Here is an 18,246-nt window from a genome sequence, read left to right as displayed (position 1 = left end):
CAACGGAGGCGCGCCGTCGAGGCGCCCATTACGCCGCCGGCGGGGACGAATCGAGGGGCGATTCCCCAGAAAGACCGCCCTCCGTCGTCGCCGGGAGACCGCTCCCCACCGCACCCGCTATCGCCTCGTTCAGCTCCACCTGTCCCGTCGCGATCAGTCGGATGTACCCGAGATACGGGACTCGGAGCCGCGCGACCCCGTTCACCCACTCGGCCCTGACGGGCGGCGAGAGGCCGCTGGCCTGGTCGTAGGCGCCGTTGTTGTCGCCGAGGGTGATGTACCCGTCGTGGGGCGCCGGACAGTTGGCGAGCGACCCGCAGTCGACGGCGTTGTGGTGCTCGGGGTCGGCGCGGTCGTACCAGTTCTCTCCCTCGGTAACGTGGAACATGGCCCGGTGGATGATCGGCGACCCGGTCCGCCCCGGGGGCGTGTATATCATCACCGATCCGTAGGACCCGAACGTCCGGTAGTCGACCTCCTGGCCCACCTCGTGGGTGACGACGCCGACGCCGTTCTCGGCCGCGTCCGGCGCGAGCCGGCCGGGCTCGGTGACGAACACGAGGTCGCCGACCTGCATGTTCGGCTCCATGCTTCCCGACTCGACGGCGACCATCGGCGGCCACACGCCGCTGACGCCGAACAGCAGGAGGCCGACGAGGAGGACGACGGCGACGCTCGCCAGCATCTCCCGGATCCACATCAGCGCGCCCTCTCGGTCGTGACGGAACCGGTGTATCAGCGACTCGTCCGCCGTCGTCCCCGCCGTCGTCTCCGCCGTCGTCTCCGCCGTCTCGAACCCGGGATCCCCTACTGACTCCGGTGTGGTCTCCGCGTCGCCCCCAGCATCGAATTCGCCGGACTCAGCGGACTCGTCTGCTTCCCCGGGTGATTCGGGCTCGTCCCCGAGGTCGACTTCGCGGTCGGTATCGGCTTCGTCGCCCGGTCCACCCGAGGCCACGCGGTCGGGTTCGTCTGGAAGCTCGTCGTCCGACCCGTCGAGAACCTCGTCGTCCGACCCGCCGAGAATCTCGTCGTCCGACCTTTCGGAAGTCGCCTCGGACTGGTCTTCGGCCCGCTCGTCTCGACCGGCCGACCCGTCGGTGTCCGTCGGCCGATCCCCTTCGTCCATTAGGTCGCCTTTGGGGAGTTCCGTTCATAAGCTTCCGGGTCGCGCGGGCTCCGGCCTCGCTCGCGACGCTGCCCGCCGGCCCCGGCCGACGCCTCCGGAACGGTTTTGCCCGCGACCCCCCTTTCGGGTATCGTGCCGCTGGAGTCGAACGCCCGGATCGCCAAAGCCCTCGCCGAGCGCGGCTACAACGCCGAGCGCGAGGCGGTCACCCTGCTCGCGGGCGCGCCCGATCCGACCGCCGCCGTCGCGGCCGCCGTCGATCGCGCCCCCGACGACGCCCTCCGGATCACCGCCGATCACGTCCGCGAGGCGATCGGTGACACCGACAGATCGGCCGCCTCTCCGGACGAACCCGGACAATCTCCAGTCGAAACAGAGGGGTCTTCAGGTCCGGATTCGGGCGAGATCGAGTCGGGTCCCGAGTCGGCGGTCGGCGACTCCGGCCCCTCGTCTGCCGGCCCCGACTCCGCTCGAAATCACGACCGCTCCTCCGTCGACGCCGACAGTTCCCGGGACTCGGACTCCCCTCGGAACCCCGACCTGCGCGACATAGAGGTCGGCAACGACATGACCGGGCGCAGCACCGGGACCGGCGAGTACGCCGACTTCGTCACGACGTTCCGCGACCGCTACGAGCGCCTCTCGAAGATCCTCCGCGGGCGCGTCAACCACCGGCCCGCCGAGGCGATCGCGGACATGCCGGGCGGGAGCGACGCCGCGATGATCGGCCTCGTCAACGACGTGCGCTCCACGAAGTCCGGCCACTGGCTGATCGAGTTGGAGGACACCACCGGAACCTTCCCCGCCCTCGTGATGAAGGACAAGGGCCTCGCCGACGTCGTCGACGAGATCCTGCTGGACGAGTGCGTCGCCGTCGAGGGGACGCTCGCGGACGACGCCGGCATCCTCTTCGCGGACTCGCTCCACTTCCCGGACGTCCCCCGCACCCATCACCCCGGGGGGGCCGACCGCCACGTTCAGGCCGCGCTGATCTCGGACGTCCACGTCGGCAGCGACGAGTTCATGGCCGACGCGTGGCACTCCTTCACCGACTGGCTCCACACGCCCGAGGCCGACCCCGTGGAGTACCTCCTGCTCGCGGGCGACATGGTCGAGGGCGTCGGCGTCTACCCCGACCAGGACGAGGAGCTCGACATCGTCGACATCTACGAGCAGTACGAGGCGTTCGCGGAACACCTCAAGGAGGTGCCCGCGGACACCGAGGTCGTGATGATCCCGGGCAACCACGACGCGGTCCGCCTGGCCGAGCCGCAGCCCGGGTTCGACGACGAGATCCGGGAGATTTTGGACGTCCACGACGCTCGGATCGTCTCGAATCCGGCCACGGTCTCCGTCGAGGGGGTCGAGGTGCTGATGTACCACGGCGTCTCGCTCGACGAGGTGATCGCCGAGCTCCCCGAGGAGAAGGCGAGCTACGACGAGCCCCACAAGGCGATGTACCAGCTGTTGAAGAAGCGCCACGTCGCGCCCCAGTTCGGCGGCCACACCCGCGTCGCGCCGGAGGAGCGCGACTACCTCGTGATGGAGGACGTGCCCGACGTGTTCCACACCGGCCACGTCCACAAGCTCGGCTGGGGGAAGTACCACAACGTGCTCGCGGTCAACTCCGGCTGCTGGCAGGCCCAGACCGACTTCCAGAAGTCCGTCAACATCGACCCCGACGCCGGCTACGCGCCGATCCTCGACCTCGACACCCTCGACATGACCGTCCGGAAGTTCTCGTAGTACCCCACCGGCGGCGCGTCAGCGACCGATCTCCACCCGCCCGCTCGTCGCGTCGTTGAGGCGCTCCCGGAGCTCCTCGACCTCGGCGACCGGCACCCGGAGGTCGAACCGGACGCGCTCGCCGTAGTCGGCGTCGAACTCGACGCCCGTCGACTCGATCACGCCCCGGACCGCCCCCGAGTCGTCGTACTCGGTCTCGACGACGAGGCTCCGGTGCGGCCGCTCCTCCAGCACCCCGGCCGCGTCGACGCCGTCTTTCACCGCGCGCGAGTAGGCGCGCGCGAGTCCCCCGACCCCGAGGTTCGTCCCGCCGTAGTACCGCGTCACCACCGCGACGACGTTCCGGACCTCGCGCTGCTGGAGGACGTTCAGCGCGGGCTTGCCCGCCGAGCCGGTCGGCTCGCCGTCGTCCGAGGAGTACTCCCTGAGCATCGGCTCCGACCCCGGCGCCCGCTCGGAGGGCTCGCCCGCGGGAACCCGGTACGCGGGCACGTTGTGGGTCGCGTCGGCGTACTCGCCCCGAACTTCCTCGACGAACGACTCCGCCGCCTCGACCGTGTCGACGGGGGCGACGTGGCCGAGGAACTCGGAGCCCTGGACCTCGAACCGCGCGGTCGCGCGCTCGGCCACCGTCCGGTACGCGTCCGTCACGGCGCTCCCTCCTCGGCTTCGTTCCGTCCCTTCTCGTCCGGTTCGCCCTCGCGCCGCCGCGCGACGGCGACGCTCGTCGGCGGCGCGAGCCGGTACAGCCCGAGGAAGGCGCCGACCCCGACGACCTCGACGATCACCGCCGCGACCGCCAGCGGCTCCGCCGCGAGCGCGGCGGCCGCGTCGCCCCCGTGCCACGCGAGGAACCCGCCGAGGAACGCCCCGAGGGTCCCCGCGCCGAGCGCGTACAGCCGCCGGTACTCGCCGCCCCGCAGCGTCGCGACGGCGACCGCGGCCGCGAGCGCGCTCCCGGCGACGAAGAAGTAGGGGCGCGCGTCCGGCGGGGATCCGAGGCGCGACCACGCCCACAGCAGGTGGACCGCCGCGGCGACGGCCGCTGTCTGGATCGCAATTCCGCGGAGCAAGCGCTTCTTCGGCGTGTTTCGCCCGGAAACATCCGAGTCAGAGCCGTCGTTCATCTCGTCACCCGCGCTCACTCCCACGGGTGGTTCCCGGGCGCGTCGGGCCACAGCGGGTACCAGTACGACTCGTCGTCCTCCAGGCCCAGTTCGCCGTCGAGGACCGACTGGAGCTTGAACTCGACCCGCTGGTTCCGGTCGTTCGTCCCTCGCGGCGCGAACGGGTAATAGGCGCCCCGGCGGAACGAGTAGACCCAGTACACCGGCCCGTCGTCGTTCTCGAAGCCGAACACGGCCGCGAGCAGCCGCGACCCGAACCCCTCCTCCATGAACTGGTCGGCCGCGAAGTGGACGCTCGTCACCAGGTCCTCGGGGTCGTCGTCCTCCAGCACGAACCACTGGTAGCCGTGGTCGTCCTCGTACCGGTGGAACCCGGTGCCGGTGTCGATCTCGCCGGCCTCCAGGATGGCCTCGACGGTCTCGACCGCCTCGTCGAAGCGCGTGCTGTCCATCCCGGAGAAACACAGGGCGGCCTCGCCGCAGTGGTCGTAGCGGAGGTCCGCCTCCATCGTCATGTACGCGGTCGACATCCCGAAGAGGTCCTCGGGATCCGCCTCGCGGGTCGCGTCGGTCTCGGCGCTCGTCCCGAGCACGGCCCGGATCGTGTCGAAGATGCCCATCTGCTCGCCCCTACGTGCGGCGGGGTTTAGGGCGTTTCTCTCGGCGGGTCCGCGTCGCGTTCCGCCGGCCGCTCGACGGCTCCGCCCCGTCTCGCCGGCGAGTCACTCCTCGTCGTCAACGCGGTCGAGGTATGTCAACACGCCGCGGGCGTTCAGGCTCGTGTTCGCCTTCGCGCGCTCGCGGTTCCAGTAGTCGATGTCCCGGCTCGCCGCCTCGAAGTGGTCGACGACCGCCTCGTCGTCGTCGAGGTCGGCGCGCTTCTCGCGGACCCGCTCGACCCACTCGACGTACGCCCGCTTCGCCTCGCCGAGCAGGTCCGCGTCGCAGTCGCGCGGTCCGAAGTGGCCGAAACAGAGCGTGTCCGGGTCGAGGTCCTCGATCAGCCGGATGTCGTCGAGGCACTGCTCGAAGTCGAACTGCGGCGGCGGCGTCGTCGGCGTCACCGCGTCGATCTCGGGGACGTAGATGCCGGCGGCGTCGGCGGCGAACACGACGTCCGCCTCCGGGTCGTGGTACACCGCGTGGTGGGGCGCGTGGCCGGGCGCCTCGTGAACGACGAGCTCGCGGTCGCCGAGGTCGATCCGGTCGCCCTCGGCGACGCCTTCGATCCGGTCGTCGGGGACCGGCTTCGGCTCCGCGTAGTGCTCCCACTGCTCTTCGACCGCCGACTTGGTGCCCGCGACGAGCGCCTCGGGATCGACGAGGTGGCGGACCCCCTTTTCAGGCACCCGGACCTCGGCGTTCGGATAGCGCTCCGCGAGGTAGCCGGCGCCCCCGGCGTGGTCGAGGTGGGCGTGGGTCGGGAGGATCCACGCGAGCTCCTCGCGGCCGATCCCGATCTCCTCGACGCTCTCGAAGAGGGCCTCCCGGTTCGCCCCCGTCCCGGTGTCGATCACGATCGGTCGCTCGGCGTCGTACACGTAGACGGCGCCGTACTCGTCGGTGTCGAACATGCCCGTGTCGTGGACGTACAGGTCCTCGACGCCGCGAACCGGTTCGAACTCGCCAGCGCGCATACCGGAGGAGGGACCCGGGGGCACTTCTAGCGATCGGTCCGCGCCCCCGGCGCTCGCGACGACCTCGGCGCTCGCGGCGTTCTCGGAACCCGGAGAGGTCGGCCGCGCGGGCCGGGGCTTATGGTCGCGCCGCCCGAGGGGACGGTATGCGAGTGCTCGTCACCGGCGCGACCGGGTTCGTCGGGAGCCGACTCATCCCGACGCTGCGCGCGCGCGGCCACGACGTGGTCGCGCTCGTCCGGGACGCCGACGGCTACGCGGCGCCCGAGGGGGTCTCGGTCGTCGAGGGGGACCTCTTGGAACCGGAGTCGCTCCCGCCCGCCTTCGAACTCGACGGCGAGACGGTCGACGCCGCGTACTACCTCGTCCACTCGATGGACGGCGGCCCGGGGTACGAGGAGCGCGACAGGAACTGCGCGACCAACTTCGCCGCGGCCGCGTCCGACGCGGGGATCGACCGGATCGTCTACCTCGGCGGGCTCGGCGAGGACCGCGAGGAGCTCTCCGAACACCTCCGGTCCCGCCGCGAGGTCGAGCGGATCCTCGGCGAGGGCGACCCGGCGCTCACGACGCTTCGGGCCGCGATCATCATCGGCGCGGGCAGCGCGAGCTTCGAGGTGATCGCCGGACTCGCGCGACGGCTTCCGGTGATGGTCACCCCGAAGTGGGTGGACACGCTGTGTCAGCCGATCGCGATAGCCGACGTGGTCGCGTACCTCGCGGGCGTCCTCGACGTCCCCGAGACCGCGGGCGAGACCTTCGAGATCGGCGGCCCCGAGGTGTTGACCTACGCCGAGATCCTCCGGCGGACCAGGCGACAGCTCGGCGGCGGCCTCCGGATCGTCAGGGTGCCGGTGTTGAGCCCCGAGCTGTCGGCCCGGTGGCTCCGCCTCGTCACCGACGTGAACCCCTACCTCGCCCGGTCGCTGGTCGAGGGGCTCCGCAACACCGTGATCGTCGAGGACGACCGGGTCCGGGAGTTCGTGCCCGTCGAGCGCACGCCCTTCGAGCTCGCGGTCGCGCGGGCGCTGGCCGAGTCGGGGGACGACGAGGGGTCGCGACTGAGCGCGCTCCCCGGGGTTTCGCCGTGAGCCGCGAGTACGGCGAGACGTGGGTGTACGAGAGCCTCGTCGGCGGGATCCCGGGGCTCGGGATCTCGCGGACGCTGGCGGTCGCGCTCCAGTTCCTCATCTTCGAGGTCGGCGTGGTGGGGCTCGGCTGGTACTACGGGACGTGGAACGCCGTCGCCGCGGGCACGGTCGCCGTCGTCGTCGCCGCCGTCGGGAGCGTCGAGATGCACCGCCTGGGCGAGAAGAACCGGCTGCTCGGGACCCCGCCGGAACACAAGCGGCTGCTGTTCGGGTCGAGCATCGAGATCGTGTTGGGCGTGCTGGCGTTCATCGCGCTGGTGACGTACCTCTTCGCGTGGGACGGGGCCGTGGGGACGACGCTCATCGACCGGCTGTTCGGGCCGGAGCCGCCGCTCCCCGTCGTCTACCTCACGCTGCTCGTGCTCTGGGACCTGACGTACCGCATCGGTACCTCCTGGTGGAGCGCCGTCGTCGCGTTGTGGCGCGCGGTCCACGTCGACCTCTCGCCGGAGGAGCGGGCGACCGTCCGGCGGCTCGACGCCGAGAACATCGGATTCTCCGCGGTTCAGCTCGCACTCGTGCCGTTTCTCCTCACTGAGCCCGTGCTGCTCGGCGCGGTGGTCGGCCACGTCATCGCGGTCGCGGTCGTCTGTTCGGCGGCGATCCTACTCACCTGAGCTCTCGGTTCCGTTCGGACGGTCGTTCATCGCTGTCGCGACCGTTACCCGTCGCTACCGGCGTCGAGGATGGAATTAAAAGGCGCGGCGTCGCCGCGGCCGCGTCACTTGCCCTGAAGCTCTTCGAACTTGTCGAGGAGTGCCTCCGTGGAGTCGCCCGAGTCGTAGGTCAGCGATCCGGAGTACTCGGGGCGCTCCGCGTCGAAGTCGGCGTCGACTTCGCTGGTCTTCTTCTCGCGACGCTCGTGTTCGGCCTCATCATAGGCACCCATTGACATGGTACGACTACACTTGGCCGTTTCCTGTTATATACCTGTCGGCAAAGGTATCATAAACCGTGAACGATCGGGTCGGTCCACCGGAATCGATTAATCCCGCGGCGTGATACCGAACGCCCGTGGCACAACCGCTCCGCTTCAGGCGCTCGCCCGACCGGTGGACCGCGGACCGCGTCCGGTCCCAGATCGGTCGCCCACTCGACGAGAACCTCGGAGCGATCGCCGGCGACCCGTGGTTCGCGCCGCCGCCGGCGTACGAGGCGCGCCGGTTCGACATGGACGACGGGTCGTTCGCGCTGTTCTGCTGGACCGACGACGACGCGGACCCCCCGCCGGGCGCCGACGGCGGGCCGGCCGGGTACTGGCTGGGCAACACGGAGACGCCGAGCGAGCTCTGGCGGACGGACAAGTACGGGTTCGACGAGGCGCCGTACCCGGTCTCGCGGTGGGCGCAGCGCGAACTGCTCGCCGGGCTCCACGACGACGAGCCGTGGCTGGCCGACTACCCGCACGTCTCGTGGTACTTCCTGCCCGTCTTCTGCTCGAAGGACGGCGCGGAGACGAGTCGGGCGTTCTTCCGCGACCACGCGGCCGGGTTCCCGGACGCGACCCGGGAGGCCGGCACCGGGTTCGTCGAGGAGACGCTCCGGCCCGGGACGCTGGACGACCACCGAGAGGTAATGGCCGGGAAGCTCGGCACCTCCGCCTCGCGGGACCTCGTCCGCATGAGTGCGGCCATCGCCGAGTTCACCGCGGCCCGGATCCTCACGGACGCGGGGTACGGGGTCACCCCGGAGATCGAGGTGACGACGGGCCACTCGCTCGACTTCCGCGCGACGGACCCGGAGACGGGCGCCGGCCACCTCGTCGAGGTGACGCGCCCGCAGCCGACCGCCGGCCGCTCCGCGAACGACCCCGTCGCGGCCGTCCGCGACACCGCCGAGACGAAGACGAGCGGCCAGCTCGCGGCCCACGCGGGCGGCGTCACGCTGTTCGTCGACTGCTCGTCGTTCCCCGCCGACGAGTGGAAGGCCGTGCGCGAGGCCGAACCCGCGGTCCGTCACAAGCCCGCGGTCGTCTACCGCGCCGAGCCCGACAGCTCGATCGAGGGGTATCGGAAGGGGTCGGTCCCGCTCGACCTCTCCGGGGTCGTCGACGGCGTGTCGTAGCCGCGTCGCTCTGCGGTGACGTAGCCGCTCCCGGTTTGGGCGGATCTGCGGCTCTCCGCGGTCGGGTTTCGAAAGAAAGGGTATGGACTCCGTGCGGTTCGGCGCGTCAGAACGAGACCGGCGAGGGTCCCTCCTCCGCGTCGGTGGTCGGGTCGCGGTCCGAGTAGAACCGGCGACCGACGCCGCGGTGGCAGACGCCGGCCCGGAGCGTGGTGAACACGTCCTCCGGATTCTCGAACGTCTGGTCGCCGAACCGCTCCAAGACGTCGCCGAGCCGCTCGGACCCGTTCGCGAGCTCTACGGTCGCGTTGCCGTGAGCCGCGATGATCTCCTCAGAGGTGGTCGGGTACTGGTGCCGTTCGAGTCGGTCGTCGACGCCGTTCAAGCGCATCAACAGATGGAAACCGCCGATGGTTCTTAATGATTGTCCATGTACGACCTTAGTCGGAGGGGATTCCTTATATCGCCTTATATCGGTTCGCCTCCGGTGGTTCTCGGAACCGCCGCGGCTTAGTGTCGGGCGCAGCTATTCGCCCCTATGCCCGCCGATTCCGACGATTCCGCCGCCTCCGGTGACCCCGTCGACTCCGCACGTCCCGCCGACCCTATCGTCGCCGACCTCCACGCACACACGACCGTCTCCGACGGGACCTTGACGCTCAGCGAGGTGCCCGCGGCCGCCCGCGAGGCCGGCGTCGACTGGGTGGCCGTCACGGACCACGACCGGATCCACCCGGGGCTCGACGCGCCGGTCGTCGAGCGCGACGGCGTCCGGGTCGTCCGCGGGATCGAGCTCCGCGTCGACGCCGGCTTCGAGCGCCTCGACCTCCTCGGCTACGGCGTCGAGCACACCGACGCGCTCGACGCGGAGGTCGATCGCCTCCAGCGCGACCGCCGGGAGCGCGGCGCCGCCATCCTCGACCGCGTCGAGGAGCGGCTCGGCGTCGACCTCGACGTGGAACCGCGCGCCGGGCTCGGGCGCCCCCACATCGCGCGGGCGATCGACGCGTTGGACGCGCCCTACGACTACGCCGGGGCCTTCGACGAGCTGATCGGGAACGACGGCCCGTGTTACGTCGCGCGCGACGTGACGCCGCTCGACGAGGGGCTCGACCTGCTCGCGGACGCCTGCGCGCTCGTCGGGCTCGCGCACCCGTTCCGCTACGACCGCGTCGACGAGGCCCTCGGGGTCGCCGCGGAGGCGCCGGCCATCGACGCGATCGAACGCTTCTATCCGTACGGCCGCGCCGTCGACGACGCGCGGATCGACCGCCTCGCCGCCGAGAGCGACCTGCTCAGAACCGGCGGGACGGACGCCCACGAGCGGACGCTCGGGGTCGCCGGGCTGACCGAATCGGCGTTCGCGCCCGTCCGCGAGCGGCTGCCCGAACCGGTCTCGGTCGAGGCGTTCGCGGTCGGGGCCTCCCCCGGCGCGGAGCCCGACGAACAGGATTAAGCCGGCGCCGAACGGAGTACGACGCATGCGGTGTCACTACTGCGACCGGGAGGCCACGTACGAGGCGGAGCAGGGCGGCGTGGTCGTCGGGCTCTGCGAGTCCCACTTCAAACAGCGCGTCGAGGAGCTCGCGGAGTCGGACGAGCTCGCGGAGCTCCGCGACCGGATCGACATCGAGTCCTCGGAGTAGCCGCCTCGGCCGACCCCTCCCTCCGCCGAGCGACCCAGTCGGTGCGAGACGAACGGTAAAAGGCCGCGCGGGGCCAACTCCCTCCATGGACCTCAAGGACCGGCCCCGCCGCCTCCGGACCGACGGCGTTCGCCCGCTCGTCGCCGAGACCGACCTCTCGGCGTCGGACCTGGTCGCGCCCGTCTTCGTCGACGCGACGACCGACGAGCGCGTGCCTATCGAGACGATGCCCGGCCACGAGCGCGTCCCGGTCGATCAGGCCGTCGACCGCGTCGCCGAGATCCGCGAGACGGGCGTCGAGGCCGTCATCCTCTTCGGCGTCCCCGAGTCGAAGGACGCGTCCGGGAGCCGGGCGTACGCCGACGACGGCGTCGTCCAGCGCGCTATCCGCCGGATCTCCGCCGAGACCGACGTCACCGTGATCGGCGACGTCTGCCTCTGCGAGTACACCGACCACGGCCACTGCGGCGTCATCGAGGAGACCGCCGAGTCGGACCCGACGCTCACCGTCAAGAACGACGAGACGCTCGACCTGCTGGCTCGGACCGCCGTCTCGCAGGCGGACGCGGGCGCGGACGTGGTCGCCCCCTCGGCGATGACCGACGGGCAGGTGGGAGCGATCCGCGAGGCGCTCGACGGCGCGGGCCACGAGGAGGTCGCCATCCTGAGCTACGCAGCGAAGTACGAATCGGCCTTCTACGGCCCGTTCCGTGACGCCGCCGACGGCGCGCCCGAGTTCGGCGACCGCCGGCACTACCAGATGGACCCCGCGAACCGCCGCGAGGCGCTCCGGGAGGCGCGGCTCGACGCCGAGCAGGGCGCCGACGTGCTGATGGTGAAGCCCGGGCTGCCGTACCTCGATATCGTCGGCGACCTCCGGCGGGAGTTCGACCGCCCCATCGCGGCGTACAACGTGTCCGGCGAGTACGCGATGCTCCACGCCGCCGCGGAGAAGGGGTGGCTCGACCTGGAGGCGACCGCGCTGGAGTCGCTCACCGCGCTCAAGCGCGCGGGCGCGGACCTCATCATTACCTATTTCGCCGAGGACGTGGCCGATCACTTATAAATAGAGTCGGTCGCTCGCAGACGCGTCCCCTCAACCATTTACCCCGGCGCGCGCCTGCGAGCGGCCGCCCCCGGCGGCCGCGACGCAGCGCGTGCGAGGGAGTCGGTGGTCCGGAGCGCAGCGGAGGACCACCGACGAGGCTGGGGAGGTGAGAGGTGCGGTTGCTGTGCGGGGCGGGACTCAAAGGGGCGACCGCGAGGGCGAAGCCCGGCGACGCAAGGACCGCAAGGAGGGAGCGCCAGCGACCGACAGAGGACCGCAGCGAGTCGCGCGAGTCCTCGCGGCCGGGGCTTTGGAGGCGGTTCTCTGGACCGATCCAGCAGCACCAATTTATAAACAGCTACCCCACCGTCCAGACCCCGTCACACCACCTGTTCGCCGTCGTCGTCGTACACTTCGATGGCGTCGACCGGACACGAGCGCGCCGCGAACTTCGCGTCGAGCTCTTCGCCGTCGGGCACTTCCACGACGAACAAGTCCTCGTCTGCTTCCTCGCTCCCTTTTAAATCGGCCTTCCCGTCGTTCAGGTTCTTCTCGAAGGCGTCCCACTCGGCGACGCACTGGTACATCCCGACGCAGGTGTCGCGGTCGAACTCGACGTACATGGCTCTCGGTTAGATGAGCCGATACAAAGCGGTGACGACGAGAGGTGTGGGGCTCTGAAAGGCGATCGGCGATGACTTCCTCCAAAGCCCCGGCCGGGAGAAGTCCGGACGCTCGCTGCGCGCCTCGCTCAGTCGCTCCGCTCCTTCGCTGCGGTGCTTGCGTCGCCTCCGAACTTCTCCCGGCCGCCCCTTCGAGTCCCGCCCCGCGACCGCACCTCACACCTCCCCAGCCTCGCGGCTCCCTCCGCTTCGCTCCGGTCGCCGCGTCCAGCGAGGGACCGGAGGTCCCTCTGGCAGCCGGCGCGTAGCGCCGGCGACCTCGCGCGTGCGACTCGCAGCCTAACGGCTGCTCGTCGGCACGCGCCACCGCAACCGCGCTCCGGAATCGCCCCTCGCCACCCACTTCCCACAGCGCGACCGTCCTTTTTAAGCGTCGCAGGCACCCATCCTCGCGCATGCCCACCGTCTGGCTCGTCGACCGGCAGTTCGACTCGAAGGGGCTCGTGCGGCTCACCTACGCCACGGAGGACGGCGAGCGGATGCACACGAAGGAGCTGGCCGAACAGCGGCTCGTCACGGGCGACGGGATCACCGCCGGCCGCGTGGTCGACGAGAGCGCGCTCGGCGAGAGCCCGGCCGACGAGGTCGAGCGGTTCGCGTCCGAGGCGTCGAAGATGGCGACCGAACACGACCTCGACGACACAGTCTGAGGGATACCACCGTCGTATCGGCCCACACAACCGAGTCCGTTAAGGGGGAACCGGCGGAACGTGTGACCGAAATGCCCAGTGGTGAGTACGACCCCGACGCCGTCGAGCCGCGCTGGCAGCGGCGCTGGGTCGACGAGGAGACGTACGCCTACTCCGCCGACGACCCGGTCGACCCGAACACCGTCTTCTCCATCGACACCCCGCCGCCGACGGTATCGGGGAGCCTCCACATGGGCCACCTGTACGGGTTCACCCTCCAAGACTTCGTCGCGCGCTTCGAGCGCATGAACGGCGGCACGACGTTCTTCCCGTTCGGCTACGACGACAACGGGATCGCCTCCGAGCGGCTGACGGAGGACGAGCTCGACATCCGCCACCAGGAGTTCGAACGGCGCGAGTTCCAAGCGAAGTGCCGGGAGGTCTGCGCGCAGTACGAAGAGCAGTTCACCGAGAACGTCCAGTCGCTCGGGGTGTCGGTCGACTGGGACCACACGTACCAGACCATCGAGCCGCGCGTCCAGCGCGTCTCCCAGCTCTCCTTCGTCGATCTGTACGACCAGGGCCGCGAGTACCGCGAGAAGGCCCCCGCGATCTGGTGTCCCGAGTGCGAGACCGCCATCTCGCAGGTCGAGACCGAGGACGACGAGCAGGCCAGCCACTTCAACGACATCGCCTTCTCCGTCGCCGAAAGCGGCGGTGACGGCGATGGCGACGACCCCGAGAAGTTCGTCATCTCGACGACGCGCCCGGAACTCCTCCCGGCCTGCGTCGCCGTCTTCGTCCACCCGGACGACGACGAGAACCAGGACCTCGTCGGCGAGTCCGCCGAGGTCCCGCTGTTCGGCCACGAGGTGCCGATCATCGCCGACGAGCGCGTCGACATGGAGACGGGCTCCGGGGTCGTGATGTGCTGTACGTTCGGCGACCAGAACGACATCGAGTGGTACCAGGTCCACGACCTGGACCTGCGGGTCGCCATCGACGAGTCCGGCCACATGACCGACGTCGCCGAGGGGTACGAGGGGCTCCACGCCGACGAGGCCGGCGAGGCCATCGTCGAGGACCTCGACGAGGCTGGCGCGCTGCTCGACCGCCGCGACATCACCCACACCGTCAACGTCCACGAGCGCTGCGGGACGAGCGTCGAGTTCCTCGTCACCGAGCAGTGGTACATCGAGATGCTCGACAAGACGGACGAGTACCTCGAGGTCGGCCGGGAGATGGAGTGGTCGCCCGAGAAGATGTTCACCCGGTACGAGCACTGGGTCGAGGGGCTCCAGTGGGACTGGCTCATCTCCCGCCAGCGCTCCTCCGGCATCCCGTTCCCCGTGTGGTACTGCGAGGACTGCGGCGAGGAGGTCATCGCCGAGAAGGCCGACCTGCCAGTCGACCCGCTCTCCGACGACCCGCCGGTCGACGCCTGTCCCGCGTGCGGGCACGATGAATTCGAACCGGAGGACGACGTGCTCGACACGTGGGCCACCTCCAGTCTCACGCCGCTCATCAACGCCGGCTGGGACTGGGACGAGGAGGCCGAGGAGTTCACGATGGAGCATCCGGAGCTGTATCAGTTCGACCTCCGCCCGCAGGGCCACGACATCATCAGCTTCTGGCTGTTCCACACGCTCGTCAAGTGTTACGAGCACACCGGCGAGGTCCCGTTCGAGGAGACGATGATCAACGGGCACGTCCTCGACGAGAACCGCGAGAAGATGTCGAAGTCGGTCGGCAACGTCGTCGAGCCCGAGGCCGTCTTGGAGGAGTTCCCGGTCGACGCCACGCGCTACTGGGCGGCCGGCACCGCCGTCGGCGACGACTTCCCGTTCAAGGAGAAGGACCTCCGCGCGGGCGAGAAGCTCATCCGGAAGCTGTGGAACGCCTCGAAGCTCGTCGAGTCGCTCGCGCCGGAGCCGTTCCCGGCCGAGCCCGAGGGCGGGCTCCGCGAGCTCGATCGCTGGCTCCTCGCCGAGCTCGACGCCGAGGTCGAACGGCTCACCGAGCTGCTCGACGACCGCGCGTTCTCGAAGGCCCGGGACGAGCTCCGGAGCTTCTTCTGGAACACGTTCTGCGACGACTACCTCGAGATCGCGAAACAGCGCGAGGACGACGCGGCCGCGTACACGCTCCGGACCGCGCACCGCCGGTTCCTGAAGCTGTTCGCGCCCCTCCTCGCGCACGTCACCGAGGAGCTGTGGCACGACATGTACGCCGACGCCGTGCCCGACGCGGGCGCCGGCGCTGCCGACTCCGCCGACGCCGAGGAGACCGGCCTCGCCGACGGCGCGGGCGACTCGATCCACCTCGCCGACTGGCCCGAGCCGCTGGGGATCGAGGCCGACCGCGACGCCGGGACCGCCGCGACCGCCGTCGTCGGCGCCCTCCGGAAGTACAAGAGCGAGAACCAGCTCCCCCTCACCGCCGCGCTCGACGCGGTGGAGGTGTACGCCGACGTGCGCGGCTTCGAGGACGACATCACCGGCGTAATGCACGTCGACGACCTCGCGGTCCACCCCGACGGCGACGCGCCCGTCGAGACGGTGATCACTGGCATCGACCTCGACTACGCCACCGTCGGCCCGAAGTACGGCGACCAAGTCGGCGACATCGAGGCCGCCCTCGCGCAGGAGGAGTACGATATCGACGGCGACGAGCTTCACGTCGCGGGCGTCACGCTCGTCGGCGACGAGTTCGCGGTCGAGGAAGAGCGGCAGTACCGGGGCGAGGGCGAACTGCTTCAGGCGGACGACGTCGTCGTCATCGTCCGCAACGACGCGTAGATTCCCTCCTCCCTTCGGCTTCTCCCTCGGTCACAGGTCCGCGCCGACGGCGTCCTCGACCGAGTCGAACCCGTCGCGCTCGAGCAGTTCGACGAGTCCTTCGTTGATGTCGCGCGCGAGTCCCGGCCCCTCGTAGACGAGGCCCGTGTACAGCTGGACCAGCGAGGCGCCCGCCCGTATCTTCTCGTAGGCGCCCGTGGCGTCGGAGATCCCCCCGACACCGATCACCGGGACGTCGGTGCGCTCCGCGACGTACCGCACACGCTCCGTCGCGAGCGACTCGATCGGTTTCCCCGAGAGCCCGCCGCGCTCGGCCCGGTTGTGGCTCCGCAGCGAGTCCGGCCGGGAGGTCGTCGTGTTGGTCGCGATGACGCCGTCGAGGTCGAGGTCGTCGACGACGCCGAGCGCGTCGTCGACCGCCGGCTCCGGGAGGTCCGGCGAGAGCTTCACGAGCAGCGGGTCCGCCCCCGCGTCGGCGAGCGTCCCGAGGATCCCCTCCAGGGCCTCGCGGTTCTGTAGCTCGCGGAGGCCCGGGGTGTTCGGGCTGGAGACGTTGACCACGAAGTAGTCGCCCGCGTCCGCGACGCGCTCGTACGTGTACAGGTAGTCGTCCGGGGCGTCCTCCAGCGGCGTCGACTTCGACTTCCCGATGTTGATCCCCACCGGCACCTCGGGGAGGGGGTCGCGGTCGAGGCGCTCGCCCACCCGGTCGGCGCCCTCGTTGTTGAATCCCATCCGGTTGACGAGGGCCTCGTCCTCGCGCAGCCGGAACAGTCGCGGGCGCGGGTTCCCGGGCTGTCGCTCGGCGGTGACGCCGCCGACCTCGACGTGGCTGAACCCGAGCGACGCCAACGCTCGCGGGACGTGCGCGTTCTTGTCGAACCCGGCCGCGACGCCCACCGGGTTCGGGAACGCCGACCCGAACGCGTCGACCGCGAGCCGATCGTCGTCGACCGCGTACCGCTCGGCGAGGGCGTCGGCGATCGGCGTCCCCTGAACGCGGCCGAGCAGTCGGTGGATCAGTCCGTGTGCGGTCTCCGGCGGCAGCCGGAACAGTGCTGGCTTCAACAGGTCGTACGCGCCCATCGTCTGGGCCTCGTCACGAGCGACAATCAATCCGCCGACCGCGGCCCGTATCGCGGCCGCTCGGCGGCGAAAATACGTCGAACTCCCGCGGTCCGCGTCAGAAGTCGTGTTCGAGCTGCTCCGGGTTGGCGTCCGCTTTCTGGATGATTATCTTCCCGTCTCTGACCCGGACGAACACCTCGTCGCCGATCTCCATGCCGGCGACGGCGAGCTCGTCCTCGTGGAGGTTCACGTGGACGTTGTGGTACTCCCCGTCGTCGTCCTTGGCGCCACTGGGGCTGAGCTTCTTTTTGCGGACCATCGCGGGTGTGCTTGTCGCCCTTCGCCATAGCAGACACATAAGTGTTGTTTACGCGTACTCCCCCGCCGGTGAATCGTGCGTGCGCGCGGCGCGACCAACAGAGCCGATCCGCGGGATGAACGGCCTCGGGAGCCGGGACCGATCCGTCCACGAGCTGCGGCCGAAATCGCCGTCCGAACCCCGAATCGGCGTGTCGCGCGCGCTGAACGCTCCGCCGATCGTCGCAGATAGACCGTTTCGCTCCCGCTTTGATGCCCCAAATCGCCAGCCGCCGCCGAGGTGATATATAAAAATTGTGGCGCACAGCTTTCATTTCCCCGATATATTTAATACACACTGTGTGCTGGTGTCACACGGAGGCAAAACCATGGTACGTGAAGACGGTAAGCGAAACTTTGCCCTGCGAGAGGAAGACGGATCGGAACCGAGCGAGTTCTCGGGCAACATGCCGCGTCAGGCGGCGCTCAAAGCGGCTCGAACCCTTGAGCCGGCACCCTCCGAGGAAGAGGCGGAGCGAACGACGCTTCGTCTCCGGGAGAAGGGGACCCAGAAGGTCCACGAGTACGAGGGATGGGCCTGGAAAGACGGCGCTCCCGAAGTCGACGACGCGGACGACGACTTCTGGCTCAACGACCTCGACGACATCACCAAGGCCAACGTCTCGAAGCAGGGCATCGAGTACCTCGACGACGAGTAACGCTCGGGCCGCCGGTTCCGATCTCTCGTTTTCTCCGTCGACCGGCCGGAATGTCTCGGAGTTGATCACCCTGTCGCCACAGAGCTACTGTCCCGGGTAGGATTGCTTCCGTCTCGACTCGATCCGGTCAGTTGGGCCGCTGCTCTCGGCATGAAATCGCATGACGTGGCGTCGGTAGTTCGACGGGGTTAAATACAACCCGGCCATTCGAAGAAATGCGAAGAACGCATCGCGGACTCGGGCCGTTCAACTCGGCCCGGTTTCGCTGGACCCGTACCGTTCCGATGGGTTTATGACCCGTCGTCCGGTACGTTCAGGTCCGCGAAGGATGAGGATCACGCCCCCTGCGCTCCGGCGTAAGCGGTGATCTGATGTGAGCCGTGGTCGTTCGGTGTCATCCAAGCCGTTGGATGCGCCGGACACCACACAGACCAATGCAATGGTGTGTCAACTCTCGTCTTCAACGAGATTGACACCCGCCAACACCCCCTTCGAGCCGGGAAT

The 18,246-nt window shown here is 69.7% G+C and carries 20 protein-coding genes; 10 read left to right on the top strand and 10 right to left on the bottom strand.

The window, feature by feature from the left end; all coding sequences use genetic code 11:
• Positions 1-28: 28 nt before the first annotated feature.
• A complete protein-coding gene (locus C470_RS08785; protein ID WP_008366676.1) occupies positions 29-1,129 on the bottom strand; it encodes a S26 family signal peptidase in 1,101 nt (366 codons plus the stop codon).
• A gap of 132 nt (positions 1,130-1,261) precedes the next feature.
• Here C470_RS08785 and C470_RS08780 point away from each other — a divergent pair, with 132 nt between their 5' ends.
• A complete protein-coding gene (locus C470_RS08780) occupies positions 1,262-2,875 on the top strand; it encodes a DNA-directed DNA polymerase II small subunit (protein ID WP_008366675.1) in 1,614 nt (537 codons plus the stop codon).
• Positions 2,876-2,893: 18 nt separating this feature from the next.
• On the opposite strand, the gene C470_RS08775 is transcribed toward C470_RS08780, so the two are convergent.
• From C470_RS08775 to C470_RS08760, 4 genes are all read right to left on the bottom strand, one after another.
• Positions 2,894-3,526: an IMPACT family protein gene (locus C470_RS08775; protein WP_008366674.1), complete on the bottom strand. Its 633-nt coding sequence runs from the start codon at positions 3,524-3,526 to the stop codon at positions 2,894-2,896.
• Positions 3,523-4,002, bottom strand: a complete 480-nt coding sequence (locus C470_RS08770) for a hypothetical protein (RefSeq protein ID WP_159359195.1) — start codon at positions 4,000-4,002, stop codon at positions 3,523-3,525. Before C470_RS08770 ends, C470_RS08775 begins: the two co-directional genes overlap by 4 nt.
• A gap of 14 nt (positions 4,003-4,016) precedes the next feature.
• On the bottom strand, positions 4,017-4,622 hold the full coding sequence (gene pspAB / locus C470_RS08765; protein WP_004599213.1) for a PspA-associated protein PspAB: 606 nt from the start codon (positions 4,620-4,622) through the stop codon (positions 4,017-4,019).
• Positions 4,623-4,724: 102 nt separating this feature from the next.
• Entirely contained in the window at positions 4,725-5,639 is a 915-nt protein-coding gene (locus C470_RS08760; RefSeq protein WP_007345695.1) for an MBL fold metallo-hydrolase, read from the bottom strand.
• A 146-nt stretch (positions 5,640-5,785) separates the two neighbouring features.
• Between C470_RS08760 and C470_RS08755 the strand changes: the two genes are divergently transcribed.
• Together C470_RS08755 and C470_RS08750 are read left to right on the top strand one after the other, a co-directional pair.
• A complete protein-coding gene (locus C470_RS08755) occupies positions 5,786-6,730 on the top strand; it encodes an NAD(P)H-binding protein (RefSeq protein WP_004599211.1) in 945 nt (314 codons plus the stop codon).
• Complete coding sequence (locus tag C470_RS08750) at positions 6,727-7,407, top strand: DUF7530 family protein (protein ID WP_004599210.1); 681 nt, start codon at positions 6,727-6,729, stop codon at positions 7,405-7,407. Before C470_RS08755 ends, C470_RS08750 begins: the two co-directional genes overlap by 4 nt.
• 104 nt (positions 7,408-7,511) lie before the next feature.
• Here C470_RS08750 and C470_RS15935 read toward each other — a convergent pair whose 3' ends face one another.
• Positions 7,512-7,679, bottom strand: coding sequence for a DUF5786 family protein (locus C470_RS15935; RefSeq protein ID WP_004599209.1), 168 nt, complete (start codon positions 7,677-7,679; stop codon positions 7,512-7,514).
• A gap of 125 nt (positions 7,680-7,804) precedes the next feature.
• Between C470_RS15935 and C470_RS08745 the strand changes: the two genes are divergently transcribed.
• On the top strand, positions 7,805-8,854 hold the full coding sequence (locus tag C470_RS08745) for a DUF5784 family protein (protein ID WP_008366672.1): 1,050 nt from the start codon (positions 7,805-7,807) through the stop codon (positions 8,852-8,854).
• A gap of 106 nt (positions 8,855-8,960) precedes the next feature.
• Here C470_RS08745 and C470_RS08740 read toward each other — a convergent pair whose 3' ends face one another.
• Positions 8,961-9,245, bottom strand: a complete 285-nt coding sequence (locus C470_RS08740; protein ID WP_004599207.1) for a DUF5789 family protein — start codon at positions 9,243-9,245, stop codon at positions 8,961-8,963.
• 147 nt (positions 9,246-9,392) lie between these two features.
• Here C470_RS08740 and C470_RS08735 point away from each other — a divergent pair, with 147 nt between their 5' ends.
• The 3 genes from C470_RS08735 to hemB all read left to right on the top strand — a co-directional run bounded on the left by C470_RS08735 (position 9,393) and on the right by hemB (position 11,566).
• Entirely contained in the window at positions 9,393-10,310 is a 918-nt protein-coding gene (locus C470_RS08735; protein WP_008366671.1) for a PHP domain-containing protein, read from the top strand.
• Positions 10,311-10,335: 25 nt separating this feature from the next.
• The gene (locus C470_RS16110) at positions 10,336-10,500 is read left to right on the top strand and encodes a DUF6757 family protein (protein WP_004599205.1); all 165 of its coding nucleotides are present in this window, start codon (positions 10,336-10,338) and stop codon (positions 10,498-10,500) included.
• Between the two features lie 85 nt (positions 10,501-10,585).
• Positions 10,586-11,566 carry a porphobilinogen synthase gene (gene hemB / locus C470_RS08730; RefSeq protein ID WP_008366670.1) on the top strand — a complete coding sequence of 327 codons (981 nt, stop codon included), beginning with the start codon at positions 10,586-10,588 and terminating at the stop codon, positions 11,564-11,566.
• 362 nt (positions 11,567-11,928) lie between these two features.
• Here the strand turns inward: hemB and C470_RS08725 are convergent, their stop codons facing one another.
• On the bottom strand, positions 11,929-12,171 hold the full coding sequence (locus C470_RS08725) for a ferredoxin (RefSeq protein ID WP_004599203.1): 243 nt from the start codon (positions 12,169-12,171) through the stop codon (positions 11,929-11,931).
• Positions 12,172-12,626: 455 nt separating this feature from the next.
• Between C470_RS08725 and C470_RS08720 the strand changes: the two genes are divergently transcribed.
• Both C470_RS08720 and C470_RS08715 read left to right on the top strand, forming a co-directional pair.
• Positions 12,627-12,881 (top strand): hypothetical protein, encoded by a 255-nt coding sequence (locus C470_RS08720; protein WP_004599202.1) that lies wholly within the window; start codon positions 12,627-12,629, stop codon positions 12,879-12,881.
• Positions 12,882-12,952: 71 nt separating this feature from the next.
• Positions 12,953-15,658, top strand: a complete 2,706-nt coding sequence (locus tag C470_RS08715; RefSeq protein WP_008366669.1) for a valine--tRNA ligase — start codon at positions 12,953-12,955, stop codon at positions 15,656-15,658.
• Positions 15,659-15,688: 30 nt separating this feature from the next.
• On the opposite strand, the gene C470_RS08710 is transcribed toward C470_RS08715, so the two are convergent.
• Positions 15,689-16,744 carry a quinone-dependent dihydroorotate dehydrogenase gene (locus C470_RS08710; RefSeq protein ID WP_008366668.1) on the bottom strand — a complete coding sequence of 352 codons (1,056 nt, stop codon included), beginning with the start codon at positions 16,742-16,744 and terminating at the stop codon, positions 15,689-15,691.
• Positions 16,745-16,841: 97 nt separating this feature from the next.
• Positions 16,842-17,045 (bottom strand): hypothetical protein, encoded by a 204-nt coding sequence (locus C470_RS08705; RefSeq protein WP_004599199.1) that lies wholly within the window; start codon positions 17,043-17,045, stop codon positions 16,842-16,844.
• Between the two features lie 367 nt (positions 17,046-17,412).
• Between C470_RS08705 and C470_RS08700 the strand changes: the two genes are divergently transcribed.
• Positions 17,413-17,742, top strand: coding sequence for a non-histone chromosomal MC1 family protein (locus C470_RS08700; RefSeq protein ID WP_044965795.1), 330 nt, complete (start codon positions 17,413-17,415; stop codon positions 17,740-17,742).
• Positions 17,743-18,246 lie beyond the last annotated feature (504 nt).

Source organism: Halorubrum distributum JCM 13561, assembly GCF_000337395.1.
GTDB classification, from domain to species: Archaea; Halobacteriota; Halobacteria; order Halobacteriales; family Haloferacaceae; genus Halorubrum; species Halorubrum distributum.
This window is presented reverse-complemented; position numbering and strand designations above follow the sequence as displayed.

Coding starts and splice junctions, on each gene's coding strand:
- C470_RS16110 (WP_004599205.1), top strand. CDS start 10,336: ATGCGGTGTCACTACTGCGACCGGGAGGCCACGTACGAGGCGGAGCAG.
- C470_RS08760 (WP_007345695.1), bottom strand. CDS start 5,639: ATGCGCGCTGGCGAGTTCGAACCGGTTCGCGGCGTCGAGGACCTGTAC.
- C470_RS15935 (WP_004599209.1), bottom strand. CDS start 7,679: ATGGGTGCCTATGATGAGGCCGAACACGAGCGTCGCGAGAAGAAGACC.
- C470_RS08740 (WP_004599207.1), bottom strand. CDS start 9,245: ATGCGCTTGAACGGCGTCGACGACCGACTCGAACGGCACCAGTACCCG.
- C470_RS08705 (WP_004599199.1), bottom strand. CDS start 17,045: ATGGTCCGCAAAAAGAAGCTCAGCCCCAGTGGCGCCAAGGACGACGAC.
- C470_RS08725 (WP_004599203.1), bottom strand. CDS start 12,171: ATGTACGTCGAGTTCGACCGCGACACCTGCGTCGGGATGTACCAGTGC.
- C470_RS08720 (WP_004599202.1), top strand. CDS start 12,627: ATGCCCACCGTCTGGCTCGTCGACCGGCAGTTCGACTCGAAGGGGCTC.
- C470_RS08785 (WP_008366676.1), bottom strand. CDS start 1,129: ATGGACGAAGGGGATCGGCCGACGGACACCGACGGGTCGGCCGGTCGA.
- C470_RS08770 (WP_159359195.1), bottom strand. CDS start 4,002: ATGAACGACGGCTCTGACTCGGATGTTTCCGGGCGAAACACGCCGAAG.
- C470_RS08715 (WP_008366669.1), top strand. CDS start 12,953: ATGCCCAGTGGTGAGTACGACCCCGACGCCGTCGAGCCGCGCTGGCAG.
- C470_RS08755 (WP_004599211.1), top strand. CDS start 5,786: ATGCGAGTGCTCGTCACCGGCGCGACCGGGTTCGTCGGGAGCCGACTC.
- hemB (WP_008366670.1), top strand. CDS start 10,586: ATGGACCTCAAGGACCGGCCCCGCCGCCTCCGGACCGACGGCGTTCGC.
- C470_RS08700 (WP_044965795.1), top strand. CDS start 17,413: ATGGTACGTGAAGACGGTAAGCGAAACTTTGCCCTGCGAGAGGAAGAC.
- C470_RS08735 (WP_008366671.1), top strand. CDS start 9,393: ATGCCCGCCGATTCCGACGATTCCGCCGCCTCCGGTGACCCCGTCGAC.
- pspAB (WP_004599213.1), bottom strand. CDS start 4,622: ATGGGCATCTTCGACACGATCCGGGCCGTGCTCGGGACGAGCGCCGAG.
- C470_RS08710 (WP_008366668.1), bottom strand. CDS start 16,744: ATGGGCGCGTACGACCTGTTGAAGCCAGCACTGTTCCGGCTGCCGCCG.